General features: G+C 37.4%; 20 protein-coding genes and 2 tRNA genes. 6 read left to right on the top strand and 16 right to left on the bottom strand.

All coding sequences use genetic code 11. The features are described from left to right. The first annotated feature begins 6 nt into the window (after nucleotides 1-6). On the top strand, nucleotides 7-369 hold the full coding sequence (locus tag BMS_RS15300) for a hypothetical protein (protein WP_014245731.1): 363 nt from the start codon (nucleotides 7-9) through the stop codon (nucleotides 367-369). Nucleotides 370-387: 18 nt separating this feature from the next. Beyond that, nucleotides 388-771 carry a DUF5329 family protein gene (locus tag BMS_RS15305; protein WP_014245732.1) on the top strand — a complete coding sequence of 128 codons (384 nt, stop codon included), beginning with the start codon at nucleotides 388-390 and terminating at the stop codon, nucleotides 769-771. Between the two features lie 6 nt (nucleotides 772-777). Here the strand turns inward: BMS_RS15305 and BMS_RS15310 are convergent. After that, nucleotides 778-852 (bottom strand) — tRNA-Pro (locus tag BMS_RS15310). Between the two features lie 216 nt (nucleotides 853-1068). Here BMS_RS15310 and BMS_RS15315 point away from each other — a divergent pair. Both BMS_RS15315 and BMS_RS17700 read left to right on the top strand, forming a co-directional pair. Further along, the gene (locus BMS_RS15315) at nucleotides 1069-1395 is read left to right on the top strand and encodes a recombinase family protein (protein WP_157868307.1); all 327 of its coding nucleotides are present in this window, start codon (nucleotides 1069-1071) and stop codon (nucleotides 1393-1395) included. A 2-nt stretch (nucleotides 1396-1397) separates the two neighbouring features. Then, nucleotides 1398-1565: a hypothetical protein gene (locus BMS_RS17700; protein ID WP_014245734.1), complete on the top strand. Its 168-nt coding sequence runs from the start codon at nucleotides 1398-1400 to the stop codon at nucleotides 1563-1565. 85 nt (nucleotides 1566-1650) lie between these two features. Here the strand turns inward: BMS_RS17700 and BMS_RS15320 are convergent, their stop codons facing one another. From BMS_RS15320 to BMS_RS15340, 5 genes are all read right to left on the bottom strand, one after another. Next, entirely contained in the window at nucleotides 1651-2340 is a 690-nt protein-coding gene (locus BMS_RS15320) for an SDR family NAD(P)-dependent oxidoreductase (RefSeq protein WP_014245735.1), read from the bottom strand. A 13-nt stretch (nucleotides 2341-2353) separates the two neighbouring features. Beyond that, the gene (locus BMS_RS15325) at nucleotides 2354-3565 is read right to left on the bottom strand and encodes an MFS transporter (protein ID WP_014245736.1); all 1212 of its coding nucleotides are present in this window, start codon (nucleotides 3563-3565) and stop codon (nucleotides 2354-2356) included. Next, nucleotides 3544-4683, bottom strand: coding sequence for an MBL fold metallo-hydrolase (locus BMS_RS15330; protein ID WP_014245737.1), 1140 nt, complete (start codon nucleotides 4681-4683; stop codon nucleotides 3544-3546). The genes BMS_RS15325 and BMS_RS15330 overlap by 22 nt, the downstream gene beginning before the upstream one ends. Nucleotides 4684-4748: 65 nt before the next feature. Continuing rightward, nucleotides 4749-5792, bottom strand: coding sequence for an alpha/beta hydrolase (locus BMS_RS15335; RefSeq protein ID WP_014245738.1), 1044 nt, complete (start codon nucleotides 5790-5792; stop codon nucleotides 4749-4751). A gap of 12 nt (nucleotides 5793-5804) precedes the next feature. Next, on the bottom strand, nucleotides 5805-6854 hold the full coding sequence (locus BMS_RS15340) for an NAD(P)-dependent alcohol dehydrogenase (protein ID WP_044557710.1): 1050 nt from the start codon (nucleotides 6852-6854) through the stop codon (nucleotides 5805-5807). A gap of 89 nt (nucleotides 6855-6943) precedes the next feature. Between BMS_RS15340 and BMS_RS15345 the strand changes: the two genes are divergently transcribed. Further along, nucleotides 6944-7864, top strand: a complete 921-nt coding sequence (locus tag BMS_RS15345) for a LysR family transcriptional regulator (protein ID WP_014245740.1) — start codon at nucleotides 6944-6946, stop codon at nucleotides 7862-7864. 100 nt (nucleotides 7865-7964) lie between these two features. Here BMS_RS15345 and BMS_RS15350 read toward each other — a convergent pair. The 3 genes from BMS_RS15350 to rph form a co-directional block, all read right to left on the bottom strand. Beyond that, nucleotides 7965-8039 (bottom strand) — tRNA-Pro (locus BMS_RS15350). 42 nt (nucleotides 8040-8081) lie between these two features. Then, a complete protein-coding gene (locus BMS_RS15355) occupies nucleotides 8082-8666 on the bottom strand; it encodes a non-canonical purine NTP pyrophosphatase (protein ID WP_014245741.1) in 585 nt (194 codons plus the stop codon). Next, complete coding sequence (gene rph, locus BMS_RS15360; protein WP_014245742.1) at nucleotides 8666-9370, bottom strand: ribonuclease PH; 705 nt, start codon at nucleotides 9368-9370, stop codon at nucleotides 8666-8668. The genes BMS_RS15355 and rph overlap by 1 nt, the downstream gene beginning before the upstream one ends. 76 nt (nucleotides 9371-9446) lie before the next feature. Here rph and BMS_RS15365 point away from each other — a divergent pair, with 76 nt between their 5' ends. Continuing rightward, nucleotides 9447-10145: a biotin--[acetyl-CoA-carboxylase] ligase gene (locus tag BMS_RS15365; protein WP_014245743.1), complete on the top strand. Its 699-nt coding sequence runs from the start codon at nucleotides 9447-9449 to the stop codon at nucleotides 10143-10145. Here BMS_RS15365 and BMS_RS15370 read toward each other — a convergent pair. Genes BMS_RS15370 through BMS_RS15405 form a run of 7 tightly spaced genes read right to left on the bottom strand, consistent with a single transcriptional unit; the run spans nucleotide 10142 to nucleotide 18616 of the window. Beyond that, the gene (locus BMS_RS15370; RefSeq protein ID WP_157868308.1) at nucleotides 10142-11446 is read right to left on the bottom strand and encodes a response regulator; all 1305 of its coding nucleotides are present in this window, start codon (nucleotides 11444-11446) and stop codon (nucleotides 10142-10144) included. The genes BMS_RS15365 and BMS_RS15370 overlap by 4 nt on opposite strands. 54 nt (nucleotides 11447-11500) lie before the next feature. Continuing rightward, entirely contained in the window at nucleotides 11501-12241 is a 741-nt protein-coding gene (locus tag BMS_RS15375; protein WP_014245745.1) for a PP2C family protein-serine/threonine phosphatase, read from the bottom strand. 2 nt (nucleotides 12242-12243) lie between these two features. Beyond that, entirely contained in the window at nucleotides 12244-14523 is a 2280-nt protein-coding gene (locus BMS_RS17235) for an FHA domain-containing protein (RefSeq protein WP_014245746.1), read from the bottom strand. Beyond that, nucleotides 14504-15508, bottom strand: coding sequence for an FHA domain-containing protein (locus BMS_RS17240; RefSeq protein WP_014245747.1), 1005 nt, complete (start codon nucleotides 15506-15508; stop codon nucleotides 14504-14506). The genes BMS_RS17235 and BMS_RS17240 overlap by 20 nt, the downstream gene beginning before the upstream one ends. Beyond that, the gene (locus BMS_RS15395; RefSeq protein WP_014245748.1) at nucleotides 15505-17067 is read right to left on the bottom strand and encodes an FHA domain-containing protein; all 1563 of its coding nucleotides are present in this window, start codon (nucleotides 17065-17067) and stop codon (nucleotides 15505-15507) included. The genes BMS_RS17240 and BMS_RS15395 overlap by 4 nt, the downstream gene beginning before the upstream one ends. After that, nucleotides 17055-17402, bottom strand: coding sequence for a DUF192 domain-containing protein (locus tag BMS_RS15400; RefSeq protein WP_014245749.1), 348 nt, complete (start codon nucleotides 17400-17402; stop codon nucleotides 17055-17057). Before BMS_RS15400 ends, BMS_RS15395 begins: the two co-directional genes overlap by 13 nt. After that, entirely contained in the window at nucleotides 17402-18616 is a 1215-nt protein-coding gene (locus tag BMS_RS15405) for a type II secretion system F family protein (RefSeq protein ID WP_014245750.1), read from the bottom strand. Before BMS_RS15405 ends, BMS_RS15400 begins: the two co-directional genes overlap by 1 nt. Nucleotides 18617-18647 lie beyond the last annotated feature (31 nt).

An 18647-nucleotide genomic window follows, 5' to 3' on the forward strand; every position in this document is an offset into this window, starting at 1 on the left:
GATCTAATGAAAAGGTTATTAGTATTAACAACACTAGCACTTCTCAGCTTTAACAGTTATGCATTAAAAATTTCCAAATCTACTGTAAATTGTATTCTTGAAGAAGGGCACATGGAGATTGTCGTTAAAGAATCAAAAGACGAGAGAATTTCAGTTGCTCTCTATGATCTAAACTTAGATTTTACTAGAGCGAAGCTCATGTATAAGAGCCCTAAGCTCACTTATAACGATTCAACGAAGACGTATCAATCAAAGAGCGGAGCAATTAACTTTCAATTCTATAAGTCTAAAGTTCAAAACTATGGCGCAGAATTAGAAGTCGAAAGTATTGATTTCTATAGCGATATGTTCTCATGTGAGAATTTCTAATTGTGATATAATTCTTGAATGAGACTAGCTCTTCTATTTTTCACAATCACTATTTTTCTTTGCCAGTTCACCCTGGCAAAGGATGAAGTGAACCAAAACGAACAACGCAAAATAAACTCTCTTCTCCAAAGAATAAAAAAGTCTGAAGTGATATTTATTCGAAATGGTAGTGAGTACTCTCCTAAAGAAGCACATGATCATCTCAAAAGAAAATTAGATTACGCTCTGAATTCATGGTTTGCGCCGGCCAAAAGCAAGTGGACGGCCAAAATGTTTATCGAAGAGATTGCTTCAAAGTCTTCATTTTCCAAAAAGCCCTATCAAATTAAACTCAAAAACGGCGAAGTATTAAATACCGAAACTTGGCTCAAGAAGTTACTTAAAGAAATTGAAAAGAAGTGAGAAAAATGGTCGGGACGACTGGATTTGAACCAGCGACCCCTACTCCCCCAGAGTAGTGCGCTACCCCTGCGCTACGTCCCGTTTCTAGATACAATATATTAAAAGAGATCAACGTAGTCTTCAAGGCTTTATAAATTTACTGGATGAAATAGTAGAAAAATGGTCGGCTCGCCAAAACCGTATACGAACCAAACCCCCACTGTTGCTATCTACCTGTTTTTATTGCACATTTTTTTCAATAATCCCAAGGAAAATATCGGAATTTTACGGAAACTGTATCTTAATTTTGATCTCTCAATGAGCAAAATTAGTGAACTGACTGAAGGAAAGTGGCCAAAGACTTCCATCATTGAAGCCCTTCAGGCCCATGGAATTAAGAAGTCGGACACTCCAATTCCTTCCAAACCTAAGTACGGGTACAAGGTCGAAAATGGGGAGCTGGTTCTTTGTGAAAAAGAACAGAAAATCATCAAGCTAATCTTAGAGCTTCACGACCAAGACAACTCCTTGCGAAATATAGCCAGAATTCTAAATGAGAAAAAAATCAAAGGTAAATACGGCGGTCTTTGGGACAAGTCCGTCATTTCTACCATTATAAAGCGTGAAACCAAACAGGAGGAATAATCATGCGTGCAGTTATCGAAATCATTCTTGCAATTGGCTTTACGGCTGTAACAGGAACGACTGTTTTAAACTTCTCTAGTAAGGCTATCAAAAAAGAAGCTCTCACAAAGGTGCAGAAAGGGCTTCCATCACTTGAGAGTTTTACAAAGAAATTAGTAAAACCTAGATAAGCTTCATTTTAAGTACTCAACAAATTGCTTTAAATCTCCTCAAAATGCAAAGGTAAGAAGAGTTGTTAGAAGTATTTAAAAGGTACTAACGATTTAAACGTTGATTGAGTAAATCAACAAGCTTACTTTGATTCTCTATGCAACAGGCTCTTGCATTAGCCTCTCTTTGTTCTAAGTGATGAAAGTATTTTCCTGAAACTAGAGCAGAAGCTTCACTAGAAGTAGCTAACCATACTTGAGTATCAACTCCCATTTTTAAATCATCCGTAGCTTCTGATCCTCCCATTCGAGTTGGAACCCAGCCCGGATCGACAGCATTTACAAAACAGTCTGACCATTCCTTAGCAAAATAATTTGAAAGCATAGTAGCGTAAAGTTTTGAGTCAGAGTAATTAAGTTTATCCAAACGACTGAAGTCAACATGACCATTTAAGTGCATTGATGAGCTTAAAAAAATCATTCTTTTTGGCCTATGAATCAGACAACTTAATATAAAAGGGGTAAGCACATTAACAATGAATAAATCATCTGGACTTGCATTATATATTCCGGCATTTTGTATTATTGCATCATAAGGGCCATACTCATTAGCTTGTTCAGCAACCATCTTAATCTCTTCAAGTTTAGAAAAATCACCAATGACGTATGTTAGATTGTCCTTCATTTGAGACTTAGAGTTTCTCGCATGAAAGATTACATCATGCCCCATCCTTAAAAGTTCGAGCCCTGCTAATTCACCTAAACCTGTTGTTGAACCAGTAATAAATATTTTCAAAAGTTTTTCCTTTTCAACAAGTTAACTCATTTAATTTCTTACAATCAATATCCTTCTCAAAACGAGTCTTAACAAAATAATATACCACTAGGGATGCAAGAATCCATAAAACCCCACTCATGCCAAATAAGATATCTACTCCTAAACGATCGAAAACAATTCCTCCAAAGAAGGAACCTATTGCGGCTGAAGTCTGTACCGCGGCGACATAAAGACCACCAATTGTTTCAGTATTCTCAGGAGCTATTTTGGGTCCCCATTTTGACCACGATACAGGGATAGGAGCAAAGCAAAAACCTAAGAGAAAAATCAATATTCCAGTTATAGCAATCGTGCTGCTGGTAAGAGTAAGGCAAAAGCTTGTCAAAGCTAAAAGTATTGGGGAAATAATCATTGTCCCTCCGAGACTCCTATTTACGAGTTTTGCTGCCTGTAAACTACCGATAAAATAAGCTAAATCAAATACAAGGAACATGATTGATATGTCGTGCCCCTCTAAGTTTATCTTTTGCTCAAGATAGGGACGCAGAAAAGTTAAAGTTGCAAAACGCCCACAAAAAGTAAGCCCTATTGCAATCATTCCACTTCTAACGGAGCCTTTATTAAAAACCTTTATTATTGTTCCAAGCCTAATTTCACCAAGAGGTTTTAAGTGCGGCATACTGTAAATTATCCATCCAACGCCAAGAATCCCAATCACTGAATTTAAATAGAAAACATTCCTCCATCCTATTATTTCACCTAGAAAACTACCAAGAGGTGCTGCAAGCATAGCCGAAAATGAAGCACTCCCAAATATAATTGAAAGCGCCTTCGCTACATTCTTTTCCTCTACAATTCGTATGGCAATTGCTGTTGACATAGACCAGAATCCACCGAGCGCAACTCCTAGCATTACTCTTCCGACTAAAATTGTTGAAAAGCTGCTTGATGAACCAACAATTACACTAGAAATAAATGTGAGTAATGAAAAGCCAATGAGAACATTTCTTCTATTTAGACTTCTCGTTAGATATGCACAAAAGAGACTTGATAAAACTGCGAAAATCGAAGTTACAGTCACAGTTTGTCCTGCAACACCTTCAGTTATATTTAAATCTTTCGCAATTGGAGTCAAAAGACCAGTTGGTAAAAACTCCCCAATCATAATTGACGAAACTCCAAAGGCCAAAGCCCAAATTCCTCCCCATGAGTTTTTATTTTTTATTGAAACTTCATCCACCATCTTTTTGTCCTATAATCTTCACTCACCTCTACAATTTCACCAATATTGGGCATAATGATCGGAAAATTTCTTTCTACTGAATAATCATAAATTTTTTGTGCCGGTTCAAACCATGAATGTGTCGACAAAGTAAAAGCGCCCCAATGTACAGGAAAGAATATCTTCGCCTTGAGATCGTAAAAAGCTTCAACCCCTTGCTCCGGCAAAAGGTGGACTTCCTCCCAGTTTTTGTTATATTGGCCATTATCAAAGAATGCGATATCAAATGGTCCATATTTTTCACCGATTTCTTTAAAATGAATGTCGTACCCAGAATCACCGCTAAAGAATATTCTCTTCTTCACATTTTTAATTATCCAACCGGCCCACAAAGTTGAGTTCTTATTACTAAATGAACGACCAGAAAAATGTTGAGCAGGAGTGGCCACAAACTCGATATCATCAAACTCTAGCTTATCCCACCAATCGAATTCATTAATACTTGATTTTTCAATTCCCCACCCCTCAAGATGTGCTCCAACACCAAGGGGGACCATGAACTTTGTATCTTTGTCCCGAAAGAACTTTATAGTTGGCATATCCAAATGATCATAATGGTCATGAGAAATTAGGACGTAATCGATCCTAGGCAATTCTTCTAAACTTAGCGGCGAGGATTGAAATCTTCTTACAATGAAAAAAAAAGGAGAAGCAAACTCCGATACAATAGGGTCGACTAGAATCGTTTTACCACTGATATTTATTAAAAAGGAAGAGTGTCCAAACCATATAACCTTTAGCTTGTCGGATGGTTTTAAAAACTCACCTAAATTTGGTTTTAAAACTGGAAGTCTGTCTAATGGTTTTCGTTGATTTTCGTTGCCAAAGAAAAAACTAATCCATGCTCCTGCTTCATTCTTTCTTTTTGCCATCCTTTCATTCATTTTTTCTAAAGCTTCCTGGTCTCTATTTATAAAATTTTCCGTGGAAGTATCAAAATGATCAGAACTTGCGAATCGCTCACGGTCTTCTTGATTTGGATTTGAGCCTAAGGATAAAAAGGCATAGCTTAAAAGATAAATAATAAATACAAATATAATTAAACTAGTTAATATTGATATATTCTTAACTCTATTCATTTATGCCCCGTTATACTTTAACCCTAAAGCAGATGCCTCAGGGTTTTAGCTTTAAAACTTTACGATTATTTCAAATTTGTTTTGAAGAAAGTTGTAATTTTATCAAAAGGAATCTTGTCCACTTGATCATATAGATCGACGTGACTAGCACCTTTCACAATCACCAGCTCTTTAGGCTCGGCAGCGGCTGCATAAGCAGTTTCGCTAAAGTAGCGAGAGTGAGCTTTTTCACCGTGAATAAAAAGAGCCGGTCTTGGAGAGATTTCCTTAATGTAAGTCAATAACGGAAAATTCATGAAAGATAAGGACGTAGTCTGTGTCCAAGCATTACCAGAATTGACCGAACGCTTATGATATCCACGCTGAGCAGACATGTAATAGTTGTGATAGTCCACTAAGAACTGTGCTTCGCCACCTTTCAGTTCATTGTAAGGGGGTTGGTAAGCTGGAGTTCCCGTTTCTGCATCTTTCCAGCGCTGCTGGCCCAGTTGCTCTAATGTTTTCGTGCGCTGTTCGAGTGTCACGCTGTCGTTGTAGCCTTTAGACATAACTCGCGACATATCGTACATCGTACTCGATACAACCGCTTTAATACGCTTATCGACGGCCGCTGCACTTAGGGCCATCCCACCCCAACCACAAATTCCGATAACGCCAATTCGGCTTCGATCAACGAAAGATTGCAGACCAAGAAAATCTACAGCTGCACTAAAATCTTCGGTACTGATGTCAGGCGAAGTGACATTGCGTAGCTCTCCACTGCTTTCGCCAGTGTAAGAAGGATCGAAGGCAAGCGTGATGAATCCACGTTCTGCCATTGTTTGTGCATAGAGGCCTGATGCCTGCTCTTTGACTGCTCCAAAGGGACCACCAACAGCAAGAGCTGATAGTTTTTTGCCATCAACGTCCTTTGGAATGTATAAATCTCCAACAAGAGTGATTCCATATCTGTTTTTAAAAGTTACTTTCCTATGTTCTACTTTATCACTTTTGGCAAAAGTCTTATCCCATTCATTTGTTAGTTTCAATTTGCCTCCTCCTGCACTTGAACAAGCAACAACTCCAAGCAGAGTTGAACCAAGTAACAATCTTCTTAGTATTGTTTTCATATTCCTAACCTCCTATAGCGTTGCCATATCAATTACAAATCGATAACGGACATCACTTGTTAATACACGTTCATAAGCTTCGTTTACTTTTTGAGCAGCAATTACTTCAATCTCTGGAGTGATGTTGTGCTCTCCACAAAATTTTAGCATCTCTTGAGTTTCCTTAATTCCACCAATCCCTGATCCTGCATAAGTTCTTCGCATGAGAATTAGAGAAAAAGGGTGGATACTTAATGGCTTCTCTGGCGCTCCAACAGACACAAGAGCTCCATCTAACTTTAGAAGAGAAAAGTAGCTAGACATATCAATATCAGACACAGCAATTGTATTGATAATAAGATCAAAGCGAAGAGCATTTTTCTCTAATGCTCCTTCTTCTGCTGTTATGATAAAATCATCTGCGCCTAAATGTTTTGCATCTTTGCGCTTTGACTCTGATCTACTAAGAACTGTGACATCTGCACCCATCGCTTTTGCTAGTTTAACAGCCATATGCCCAAGGCCCCCTAGGCCCATGACCGCAACTTTTTTACCTGGCCCAGCATTCCAATGTCTTAAAGGTGAATATGTTGTGATTCCCGCACATAAAAGAGGTGCTGCTTTATCAAGCGGTAAATTATCAGGAATTTTTAAAACGAAATCTTCATTGACTACGATTCTGTCAGAGTAGCCTCCTTGAGTGACTCCTGATCCATCTCTTTCAATAGAACCATAAGTCATTGTGTTTCCATCGACACAATAATTTTCAAGGTCGGCTTTGCAGTGAGAGCATTCTCTGCATGAATCGACCATGCAGCCAACTCCTACTCGATCTCCAACTTTATACTTTGTCACACCTGATCCAACTTGAATCACAATGCCTGCGATCTCATGCCCTGGAACCATAGGAAATGGAGAGCCCATTCCCCATTCATCTCTAGTCATATGGATATCTGAGTGGCAAATACCGCAATACTTGATATCAATCACCACATCCTTAGTCTTCGGATCCCTACGTTCAAATGTGTATCGCTCTAAAGGTGCCTTTGGTTTTAAAGCTGCAATAGAATTAGTCTTAATCATTTCGACCTCCAAACAAGTATTATTTTAGACTAGATTACAGTTTCGATAAATGGCACAATGGACAATGAATCATTAACGAGGACGCAATAATGGACAAGAATAGATTTGATGGGCTCATCGCCTTAAAATTAGTCGCTGAGAACCAAAGCTTTAAAGCCGCAGCTGAATTACTTAATATTTCAACACCAGCAATAAGTCGTATTATTGCCCAGCTTGAAGAAAGCATGGGCGTCACCTTGTTAACGAGAACAACTCGATCTGTTAGGCTAACTAATGCCGGAGCAATCTTCTTGGAACAAGTATCTCCTGCAATGGAGCAAATTCTGAAGGCCCAAGACTTCATTAAAACCTATGGTGAAAAGCCATCTGGGCCTTTGCGAATAAATACGCCCGTTATCTTTTATCAACACTACCTCAAAGACTTCATTAAAAAATTTCTAATTAAATATCCAGAAATACAATTAGAGATTTTTTCAGATGATCAAGCTACAAATATCTTTGAGCGCGGTTTTGATGCAGGCATTAGAGCAGACGACATCATCGCAAAAGATTTAATTGCTTTTAAATTATTTGGGCCAATAGATTTTGTTACAGTTGCATCCCCTAACTATTTTAAAGAATTTGGAAGACCTATGCATCCGAAAGATCTTCTTGAACATAACTGTATTACCTTAAGATTTGGTTCTGGCTCCGGCATATATGACAAATGGGAGTTTGAAGAAAAAGGCAAAGAATTCAACGTTAAGATTCATGGCAATCTCATTTTAAATAACTCTGAAAACATCAGACAAGCGGCACTTATAGGGCAAGGTATCGTTTACACAGAAAAAGGTTGTGTTGAAGAAGACCTAAAGGCAGGACGCTTAGAAATTGTCTTGAATAAATATAAATGTCAAAGTACCGGCTTCTATCTCTACTATCCTCATAAGACTCAAATTTCGCCGGCACTAAGGGCATTTATTGAATTTTTTAAAGAAGTAAAGCAACGTGAAAGATTAAGTAGAAAATAAATTCAACTAGCCAAGATCAGAGTGACTCTATGGTAATGAGGTCTTGGCACTAACTTGAAATTAGTGCATTTAAATAGTGCAAAAAATATCGCACAAAAAATGGTCGGAGTGATAGGATTTGAACCTACGACCCCCTGCTCCCAAAGCAGGTGCGCTACCCCTGCGCTACACTCCGACTGATTCTTTTTTATGAGAGATTTTTATAAGGCCTATTACACTATTTGGCAATCCTTTCCTTGAAAAATTTCTCGGCCATTTTACAAGCGTTCGCTCTGTGAGAGTTTTCATTCTTCCACTCAGGCACCTGGGCCACAGTCTTAGACTCAAACTCACCTAAACCATGGAATACAGGGTCATATCCAAAGCCATGATCACCAATGTAATTTTCTCCAATAAGGCCATTGAGTCTTCCCTCAAAAAAGAAAATTTCTTGAGGGTTTAAGTAAAAACAAAGAACACAAGTAAAGTGAGCTGCTCTATTCTCAATATCTTTCATTTTATCCAGTAAAAGCATTGCTCGATCTTTATCATCAAGACCTGGACCACCAAACCTAGCTGAATAAATACCTAGCTCTTCTGGCAATGCCTGCACATTTAAGCCTGAATCATCTGCTAATACTGGAACTTGAAACTTATCATAATAGGCTTTCGCTTTTAGAAAAGCATTCTCATTATAGGTTGTGCCGTTTTCTTCGACCTCTAACTTTTCAGCCGCAGCACTTACTTCAATGATTGAAGTATCAAATAACTCTGCAAACTCTTGCGCCTTATGAGCATTTCCCGAAGCCAATATAAATTTCATTAAGATAAAACCTTTTCTTGCTCTTTAAAAACAGATTGAATTGCTTCCGTAGCACACTCTAGGATCGCATTGAGTTCATCTCTTGAAAATGCTTCACCTTCTGCTGTTCCCTGAACTTCAATAAATTTTCCAGATTTAGTCATAACGATATTCATATCTGTTTCACAAGTTGAATCCTCATCATAATTAAGGTCAGCAATAACTTTACCTGCAGAATTTATTCCAACACTAAGTGCCGCTAAAGGCTCCTTTATTGGTGTTTCTTCAATAAGACCAGACTCTAGTAATTTCTCGACTGCCATCTCAAGTGCAACATACGCCCCTGAAATAGATGTTGTACGAGTTCCACCATCAGCAACTAAGACATCACAATCAATTTGGATACTTCTCTCACCTAGCTTTTCAAGATCAATAATGGCCCTTAAGCTTCTTCCAATGAGTCGTTGAATCTCTTGTGTTCTCCCACTGACCTTACTTCTTTCTCTTCTATTTCTAGTATGAGTTGAAGACGGAAGCATAGAGTACTCAGCTGTAATCCAACCTTGTCCTTTATCCTTTAAGAACCTTGGAACACTTTCTTCAACTGTTGCAGTAATATGAACCTTAGTGTTTCCAAATTCTGCAATAACACTTCCTGCTGCATAAGGGTTAATTCCCGCTGTAAATTTAATATCTCTAGGCTGAGATCTTTCGATAATTGACATGTTACTAACCCCTTTATAATGATTACATATTATTTTTACCTAAATAATAGAGAATTGAAAAGAAGGTCATTTTAATATGAATGAAAAGATTGAGCATCACCACTTAGAAATTTGCGAATCAACACAAATCACTTTGAAAGAAATTTTAGCTTCTAAAGATGAAGTAGAAAATATTCTTATAACTAGTGAGAAACAAACTCTAGGAAGAGGAAGAGGAACAAATAAGTGGGAATCAACTCCTAACTCAATTGCTATGAGCTTTAGTTTAAGGCCACATCCCGTCATCACTTTAACTTCCCTTGAACTCGGAGTTTTAATCTGTAGATACTTTCAAGGTGCTCAACTAAAGTTAAAATGGCCTAACGACATACTAAACTCAAAAGGTCTAAAGAGTGCCGGTATTCTGTGTCAAACATATAAAGATCATATCTTAGTTGGACTAGGATTAAACTATGGAACAAGTGACGAAATAAAACCTTCAAAAGAATATAAATTTGGAAGAGGGTATATACACGAAGATAGTTTAACGAAAGAAAAGCTAATTAAAACTTCTAAGGAACTCTATCAATTCATTCTGGATAATCGAACTTCAACTAACGACTTTTCAAAAGAGTGGAGTTCATATTGTATTCATCAAAATAAATCTGTAACGATTATTGATGATCAACGTAGAGATCAGGGACTATTTATTGGAATTGGAAAGAATGGGGAAGCCCTCTTAGAAAAAGAGGGTGCTATTAAAAGCGTCTATACAGGATCACTATATCTTGATTAGTGCTTAAGTGTACTTGTGATATCTTTAATTTCTTTCTTAATTAAATTCTCTGCTAAATCAGGTATGACTTCCCAAGCAACTTGTTCAATCTTCTCTCTACAAAACTTTTGAACTAACTCTTCAAGAGCAGGAGTGATTGCGTCTTTTACTTGAGCTACAATTTCATCTGTATCTATATTTAAGTCAATTGCAGGTGATCTATCATTTTCAAGTTGAGAAGGATTGATTGCATCAACAGAGTAACTCTCTTTCTCAGAGTCTATCTCACTTTCTAAGTCGGCAAAGATTTGATCAACTTCTTCTTCTGCAATATCGTCTAAATCTTCGATATTTGCTGAAGTTGCTGTGTCAAAAGAGTTTTCATTCTCAGAAAGCTCCTCTTCCACTTGAGCAGACTCTTCATCTACGGCCCAGAAGTCTTCCTTATCTATTTCATCTTCTAGTGAAGCATGTTCTTGTACGTTTTGTGATTGAAATTCTTGTGGCATTTGAAATGAAGGATCAGTTGCATCAAGATCTTCTTCAACTTCGACATCATCAATTTCACTAGCAGATATACTTGAGTCTGAATCTGGGTAATCCATATCTTCATCAGAAGGTAGACTTGATTCAGATTCAACTTCTTCTGCAGAAGACTCTTGAGCTTCTATCTTAGGAGGGAATACCCCAAATTTATTTTCTGCACCAATTACATTAGGAACTTCAATTCCCCAACCTTTCATCTCTTCACTGAGAGCATCTTCGGCCTGTGCTTCATCAAACACTAGTTCCTCTGGCTCTTGATCAGATTTAGAAAGTGTTGCACTAGAATTGTCAGATGGTTTAGGTGAATCAACTACCCAATCATCTCCAATAATATCTTCTTCAACTTCATCTTGAATTTCTTCATTATATGATGATTCTTCTTCATCTAGATTAATGTCTGCAAGATCTCCTCTATTATCTAGGAGCATGCGACACTTCTGAATAAACTTTTCACTCTCAAATGGCTTTACAATTTTATCGCCAATACCTGAGTCTGATAATTGATAATCATCAATCGAATCAAAAGTTCCAAGCATTGCTAGGATTTCACTATTACTTGAAATTCCTTTAATTTTCTTCGCGAGATCATAACCTGAAAGAGATTCAGATAGATTAAAGTCCAGTAGGATTAAATCAAACTCTGATGACTCCACTTTCTTAATAAGATCACTCTCATTGAGACACTCAACTAATTCATAATCTGTATTAGAAAGAGTGATTGCTATAACTTTTTGAATTGTAAGACTGTCGTCAGCGACTAATATTTTTTCTGCCATATAGATATTGTCACTCAATTTCGTCCGGTAAGCAACTGATTATTAATACAATGGCTAAAACTGGAGAAAAATAGTCGACTGATTATCTAGGTTTCCTCTTTGATTTGAGAGCTTAGTCAGTTCTTTAATTTTCCCATTATCATCTAAGTCTTGTCTCTCAATAGTATGCTTAATCTCTTTGTGAGTAACTCTTGAATATACTCCGTCAGTCATAAAGATAAATAGATCACCAGACATGACTTTGAATTCTTTTACGTTCAAATGTAAATCATCAAAAAGTCCAAAACCACTCATAGGAGTTGTTCTAAATTGAGTATCATAATTATCTTCACTTAAAGACTCTAGAGAATCTGGCCTTACTATATTATCAAGCTTTCCTCTCCTAAAGAGAAAGGCACTACAATTACCTGTTGAGGACATTGTTAAAATACTATCTGCCAAAGTTGCAGCTATACAAGAAGCTCCACCTCTATTTGACAGTCCTTTTTCCTGATTATCATTTTTAATCATGGAGTGGGCCAAATGCATTGAGTTCACAAGGGCGTTGCCCTCAATTAAATATTTATGGCTATAATAAAAAGGAAATGTTGAGTCTGGGTCTCCACCAATTTTTGTATAAAACTTCAATATCGTATCTTTAATTTTAGCAACTGCTGCATCACCTATATTTGAGCCTCCAAAACCATCAAAGATTAAGAAGAGTTTATTCTTTAAATCTACAACTGCATCATCTTCATTAATTTGTAAGTATGGCCCTTGATTTGTATAAACAGAGTAGCTTCTTAACTTCACCATAATTACTCCAAATAATCCTTTAATTTCTCAGTTGCTTTAAGATAATACTCACTATCCATTGGCGATATTTGCTGAACTTCTTGAAATTTTTCTTTTGCTTCATTAAAGAGACTTAGAGACTCAGCGATGATCGCCTCTCTAAAGACTCTTTTAGAACGAAGTGTAAGTCTATCGCGAATTTGATCCATCTCATTTAAAGCTTCTTTATGTGTAGGATCAAATTCTAAAATTTTATTATAAGTTTCGTAAGCACCCTTAAGGTCTTGCCCTTCATTCAATGATCTAGCTTTACCTAGAAGAGGGCCTACAATATTATTCAAATTCTCTTTGGACTCGTTAAGCATTTGAGTTGCCTCTTTAACTAAGTCATCATCCATTCCTTGGAGACGTAAGAAAATCTCTAATTTCAAAATGGCACTATGCCATTCACCTTTAAGGTAAAATGATTTCCCTGGTTCAAGCTCGGTCTCTTGTCTCTTTCTTTCTGCTTCTCTCTGAGCCTTTTCAACAGAGATGCGGTCTTGCTCTTTTCTCCATTCATCAAGCTCTAGCTTAAGTTGAGGGACGTCATAATTTTCAGGATCTAAACTTAGAATTTCCTGAAATAGAGATCTAGCATAAGTCTCTTGTCTATTCTTAACTGCTTCCTTAGCCTTCTCTAGAAGTTGAGCGATCTTTACTTTTAATTCCGCTCTTCTTATCTCTTCTCTCTTCTTTTTCTCGGCCTCTTCAATACGAGCTAAACCTTCTTTAGCATTATTATAAATCTGATTTGAATTTTTATATTCAGGAATGACCTGACGCAATCTCTCTATTTCAATAAGTGTTTGCTCATACTTTCCACTAGCAAGTAAATCCTGCGCAAGAAGATATTGAGACTCTACAAATTCTTTTTGCTCCGGCTTCAACTCAATCTTAGGCTTATTAAGCGCTTTCTTAGGTTGATTTGCCAGTTGCTCATTCTTCTTCTTATTCTTTTCACTTTCTTCAGGCACAGGGTCATCGGTTAGAAACACAAGCGCCAATAAAAGTCCTACTACGATATAAATAAGCTTCTTTCTCTGAGCTGGATCTTTAAGAGCTTCTTTTGAAAATAATGACTTTGGGGTAGTGTCTACTGGAGCGCCGAAACCATCTCCATCGAGTTCAACAACATCATCATCGCCTTCATAATCAGCTGCGACTTCAACGACTTCTTCCACCTCTACTATTTGATTCTCTTCAACAGGCATTAACCTATCTTTCTCTTTATCTAAGAAGTCAGAACCTACTCTAAAAGTAAATGTTGTAGAACCAATTATAAATTCATCATTATTAGTTAAAACGGCTTGATTGACCCTTTCACCATTTAAAAGGGTTCCATTACCAGACTGCATATCTTCTAGAATACAGGTGATATTATTCTTCTTTAATTTTGCGTGAGTTGAAGAAACCTCTGGATCATTTAATACAATCTGACATTTGGCAGGGTCTCTACCGATAATGACTTCTTGATCTTCAACATTATATTTATCGTATGGTGCATTCTCACCAAATAGCTCTAAGAAGAAAGAAGCAAATGACTGAAGAACCTGAGTCTTATCATCCTCTTCATAGTCATCATCTAGGCCATACTCATCATAGCCATCTTCGCCGTATTCTTCATCTCCATAGTCACCCTCGGAGTCCATGGCACCGTCACCGAATGTCTCTGTACCATCATTGTCATCTGGAAATTCAACGTCGTTATTCTCTCCAGAGAAAAAAGAAGTCGTCTCACCAATTGAAGATGACTCACCTCCATCTCCATCTTCCTCATCTAGTACTTGTGCATCTTCATTCGCATCGAGAGAGTCTAATGACTCAAGATCATCAGATTGCTCTTCAGTATCTTTTTTGGCAGCGACTTCCGAGGGAGCAATGGCGACAGTCTCAGTAAATGATTCTTTCACTTCTTCAACGACTGGCTCTTCAACAACTGGTGCTTTTGTTGTTGGCATTATAAAACAAATTACTGAGAAAGGACCAATATTGATCATATCTCCATTGTTGATCTGAATATCTGAAACGTCTGTACCATTAACATAGACCTTACCAAACTCAGAGAGTTGTTTGATTGACCATGTTTCTCCATTGAAGTTTAACTGGGCATGTTCTCTTGAGACCATCTTATCATCTAAGCAGACATGACACTCCTCAGAGCGTCCAATAAGGAAGCTTAATCCTTGTCCTGCCATCGTGAGCTCACTTGTTAAGTCAAACTCACCTACAGATATATTTCCTTTAGAAACATTTAACTTCATCTGCCCTCAATCCCTGCTCTTCAACAATTATATCAATTTCTTTCTGAGCTCTCTTATAGCGCTCATCCTCAGGTCTCTCTTGTAAATATCTTAATATAGAACAGTAAATCCTTACTGCTTTCTTAAATTTTAAAGAATCGATCTCTCTTTTTGCCTTATTAAATTGGCTCTTTACCTCTTCATCTAGGAGCATTTTAGATTTCTCCAAATAGGCACTCGCCCTACCGTGGTTCGGACTTAAAATAAGGGCCAAACTAAATTCTTCAATTGCACGAATATAATTCTTCTCCCTAAGCTCTCGAAACCCTCTATGAAGAATTGTTCCAATTTTCTCTTCTGTTTCCTTATCATAGTTTTGGTTTCTCTTTTTGAGATCACTAGCTAAGGACTTGTCCTCCTTCTCAATAACAGGAGCCTTCTTAACAGGAGCTTTTTTCTCTTCTCCGCCATCATCTAAGAATAAAAAGAGAAGTGCTATTCCAACAATTCCATAGATCATCTTCTTCTTTTTGGCCGCAGCTTCATCTTTGGCCTTCTTTCCTTTTGGCTTTTTTACCTCTTCTTCATCATCATCGTCATCTTCGTATTCATCATCATCTTCTTCTTCATCATCTAGAACGGCTAGTTCATTCTCAACAACTATGATATTGAACTTAAAAACAGTCTGCCCAATTATTATTTTGTCCCCATCTACTAACTGATGCTGACTTACTTTTAAATCATTAACAATAATACCATTTTGAGACCCAAGGTCTGTCACGATATATGAATCGCCAAAGCGAGTGAGTTCAGCGTGTTCACGAGATGACTTTGTATCCAAAACTTGAATATCTACAGTATCGGCTCTTCCTAAGACGAGCCTCTTAGACTTGAGATAATAGACAAGACCTTTATTTTTCCCAGTCATACACAATACTCTATAATGAGTACCTGCTGCCTCTGGCTTTTTTAAATCTCTAGTTAGTCTTACGTTCTGGTTTCTCATGATCTAATAAAAGTTATATAGTATGCCTTTGCAAAATTATCCTTTCCTAATAAGCTTGAAACATGAATTTCATAGGAGTTACCTTGAAGTTCATACTCACCCTCTTGATTAGTTCCCCCATTATTTGCAGAATTATCACATAATTCGATAATAGTTCCTGCAAATCCTTTCTCTCTTGATACGTCTGATATACTCATTCCTTGAGAGCTTGATTCTCTGATACCTGTAATATCTTCTGCATCAGTGCTCACGGCCTGCACACTTTTTTCAGAGTCTAAGACAACAACAGGTACACCTGCTCCACGCATAAACTCCTTCAATGTATTTACATAGCCTTCGTCACTTTCCATTTCAGCAAATTCGGAGTCCATCTCCTCATTCTGCAACTCTCTATTTCGTTGTAGTATAGAGTTAACCGACGACCTCAATGAATTCATCTCACTAAATAGAAATCTACTTTCTAAGTTACGTCTCTTCCCTCTTAGTGCTTCCTCGATTTGATACTTCATCTCATCGAGAGGCTTGATCGTTAAATAGTAAACAATCGAGAAGAAGACAATTGCAACGAGAAATGATGTCATTAAAGCTTCTAAGTATGCCTTAGTACTTTCTTGTGCTTCAACAGCAAGGGACTTTGGACTAAATCGAATTGCAATAACACCTACCGGCTCAGTTGTTCCCGTCTTAGGGTTAAAGGCCATGATCTTCTTACCAATTCCAATTTCACCACCGTCTAATCTCTTCTTATAAATATTTTCTTCTGTTCTCGTTTTCTGCGCCCACTCTTTTACTTTAATTGAGTGTGTATCTGTAATGTAACTATTCATCCTTACAAGAGGACGAACAATACGACCGTCAAGCTCAAATAAATCGTAACTTGTAACGTCTTTGATATTATTCATAAACGCAGTATTTAGCTGATCAAGATTTTTAGCCTCAAGTGCTCTGGCATTGGTACGAGCAATCTCCTCAGCGTAGTGAGCACCCCTTTCTGCTGTTTCAAGCAGTAGAGTTCTCTTACTACTTTGAATAACTGGAAAGATTGTTAGAGTAATTGTAATCACACTAAGTACGGCCAAGAGAATCCCAAATAAAACTCTCCACTCATACTCTTCATTAATACCGTGAAAGACAGGCATTAATTTATATTTAAATGCCCAAATGACCTTTGCAGGTAAGCTCTCTGGCGCAGGAGGTGTATCGCTCATGAAGTCAATATCATCGTCTTCGTCTTCTTCTTGCGCCCTCTTTTTAATAATAATCTTTTTTTCTTCTACATAGACAACTTGTAGAATTGAATCTGGCAATGCGACCTTATCGCCATTTTTTACAGTCGCTCTTTTGATAATCTTACCATTTAAGAAAGTTCCATTAGAGCTTCCCAAATCTTGTAAGTAAGCTGCATCTTTGGTAACCGTTACGGCCATATGTTTCTTGGAAACACCATTTACAGGAAAGTGAATATCACAATCTTCACTTCTACCTAAAGTATTCTCTCCATCGTGAAGTTCAAACTCTTGTCCTCTAAGTTTTCCTCCAACAACAACTAACTTATACATACCACTTCCAATTGATCATCTTTTTTAATTCTATTTTTCAAAGTTCCACTCTTAAGCTCTAAGACTTGTGTCGCCTTAAAATACATTAGAGTTGCTCTCCAAGGCTTCATATTCTCTATTACTTTCACCACCCTTAAATCTTTATCCAAAAAAATAATATCTAAGGCATACCTCATAAAGAATGTATGAATAGAGTTGCATTGCTTTATAAGAAGAGCATCAAAGCCCTCCATTTCTTTTTTAAACATTAGCCCTATCAATCTTGAAAGAAAGCTATCTGCTACCTTTAGTTTTTCGCTAATCACTTCATCTTTAAATTTTACGATACTGGCCACTACTTCTTCCCTACTACTAATTCAAGAACAATAGGAGCGGCAACAACGATAAATACCGCAGGAACAATTAAGAAAAGCATTGGAAAAAGTATCTTTGTTGCTGCAGTCGCCCCAGCTTTTTCAACTTCTGATGATTTCTTTTGTCTAATTTCCATCGAAAGGGCTTTTAAAATAGGACCAATTGATGCCCCTACAGAGTCTGCTGCAATTAAGGTTGCACAAAAAGAAGAAATTTGAATTAAATCAATTCTCCATGCTAGATTTCTAAGAGCTTCAGCTCGACTCGCACCAATTCGAATTTCTTTAATCATTGTTTCAAACTCTTCAGACAGAGCTGTCTTCTTTGCCTTTTCCACAACTTTTGTCATTGCTGCAACAAAGTCTAATCCCGCTTCTACTGACAAGGCCAACATATCTACACAAAAAGGCATCGCCATAATAACTTCTTTTTGCCTCATTTCGATTCGCCCTTTAATCCAAATATCAGGATAAACAAATCCCACTGCACCAATAATTGGAATTAAAGTCAGTGGCCACTCCTCTTCTAGGAAAACTCTTATTCCAAAGAAAACAATTGGAAACCCAACAATTAGAAATATTTTAAATGAAAAGAAATCTTCAGGAGTAAGAACATCAGTTAGTCCAGCTGATGCAAGTTTCCTTTTATACTTTTCCTTTATTTTCTTCTTATTCTTCATGGAGGAGACTATGGGGGTCACATACCTCTTAAAGAAAGGTTTTGAGTATCGAAGAACGATTCCATAGTTTTCAGTCGGAGAGCTCTTCTTATCCCCATCTTCTAGTTTCTCTGAAGCTTTAAATTCCTCTTCATCTTGAAACATCATTATTGTGACAAGATAAACAGCTAGGCCAATAAGTCCAATTGAAGAATAGAAGAGAAGGTCTGATCCAGTATCTCTTGCCAGTCCGCCTTTCAAAAATTCACAAGCATTCTCATGCCCGCCCTTACAGGCCTTTTGAACGAGCTTTCTACCTTTTGCTTTAGAGGCTTCACTCTCAGCACTCATATACATCTGACCTGCTTCATAGCAATTGGCCATCTGTCCACGCTCACACTCTTCATTGAGGAGAGCGACTAACTCTCTAGAGGTTAAATTTTCATAACGTCCGCTTTGGGCAAGCGTGTCCGCTGGCGCAAATAGCGTCAATATTGTGAGTACAAGTAAAATGATATGATATCCCCATTTTTTCATCTAAGTATAGAATATCAAAAGGATGTAAATA

Origin of the sequence: Halobacteriovorax marinus SJ (genome assembly GCF_000210915.2) — a bacterium.
In the GTDB taxonomy this organism is placed as follows: Bacteria; Bdellovibrionota; Bacteriovoracia; order Bacteriovoracales; family Bacteriovoracaceae; genus Halobacteriovorax; species Halobacteriovorax marinus.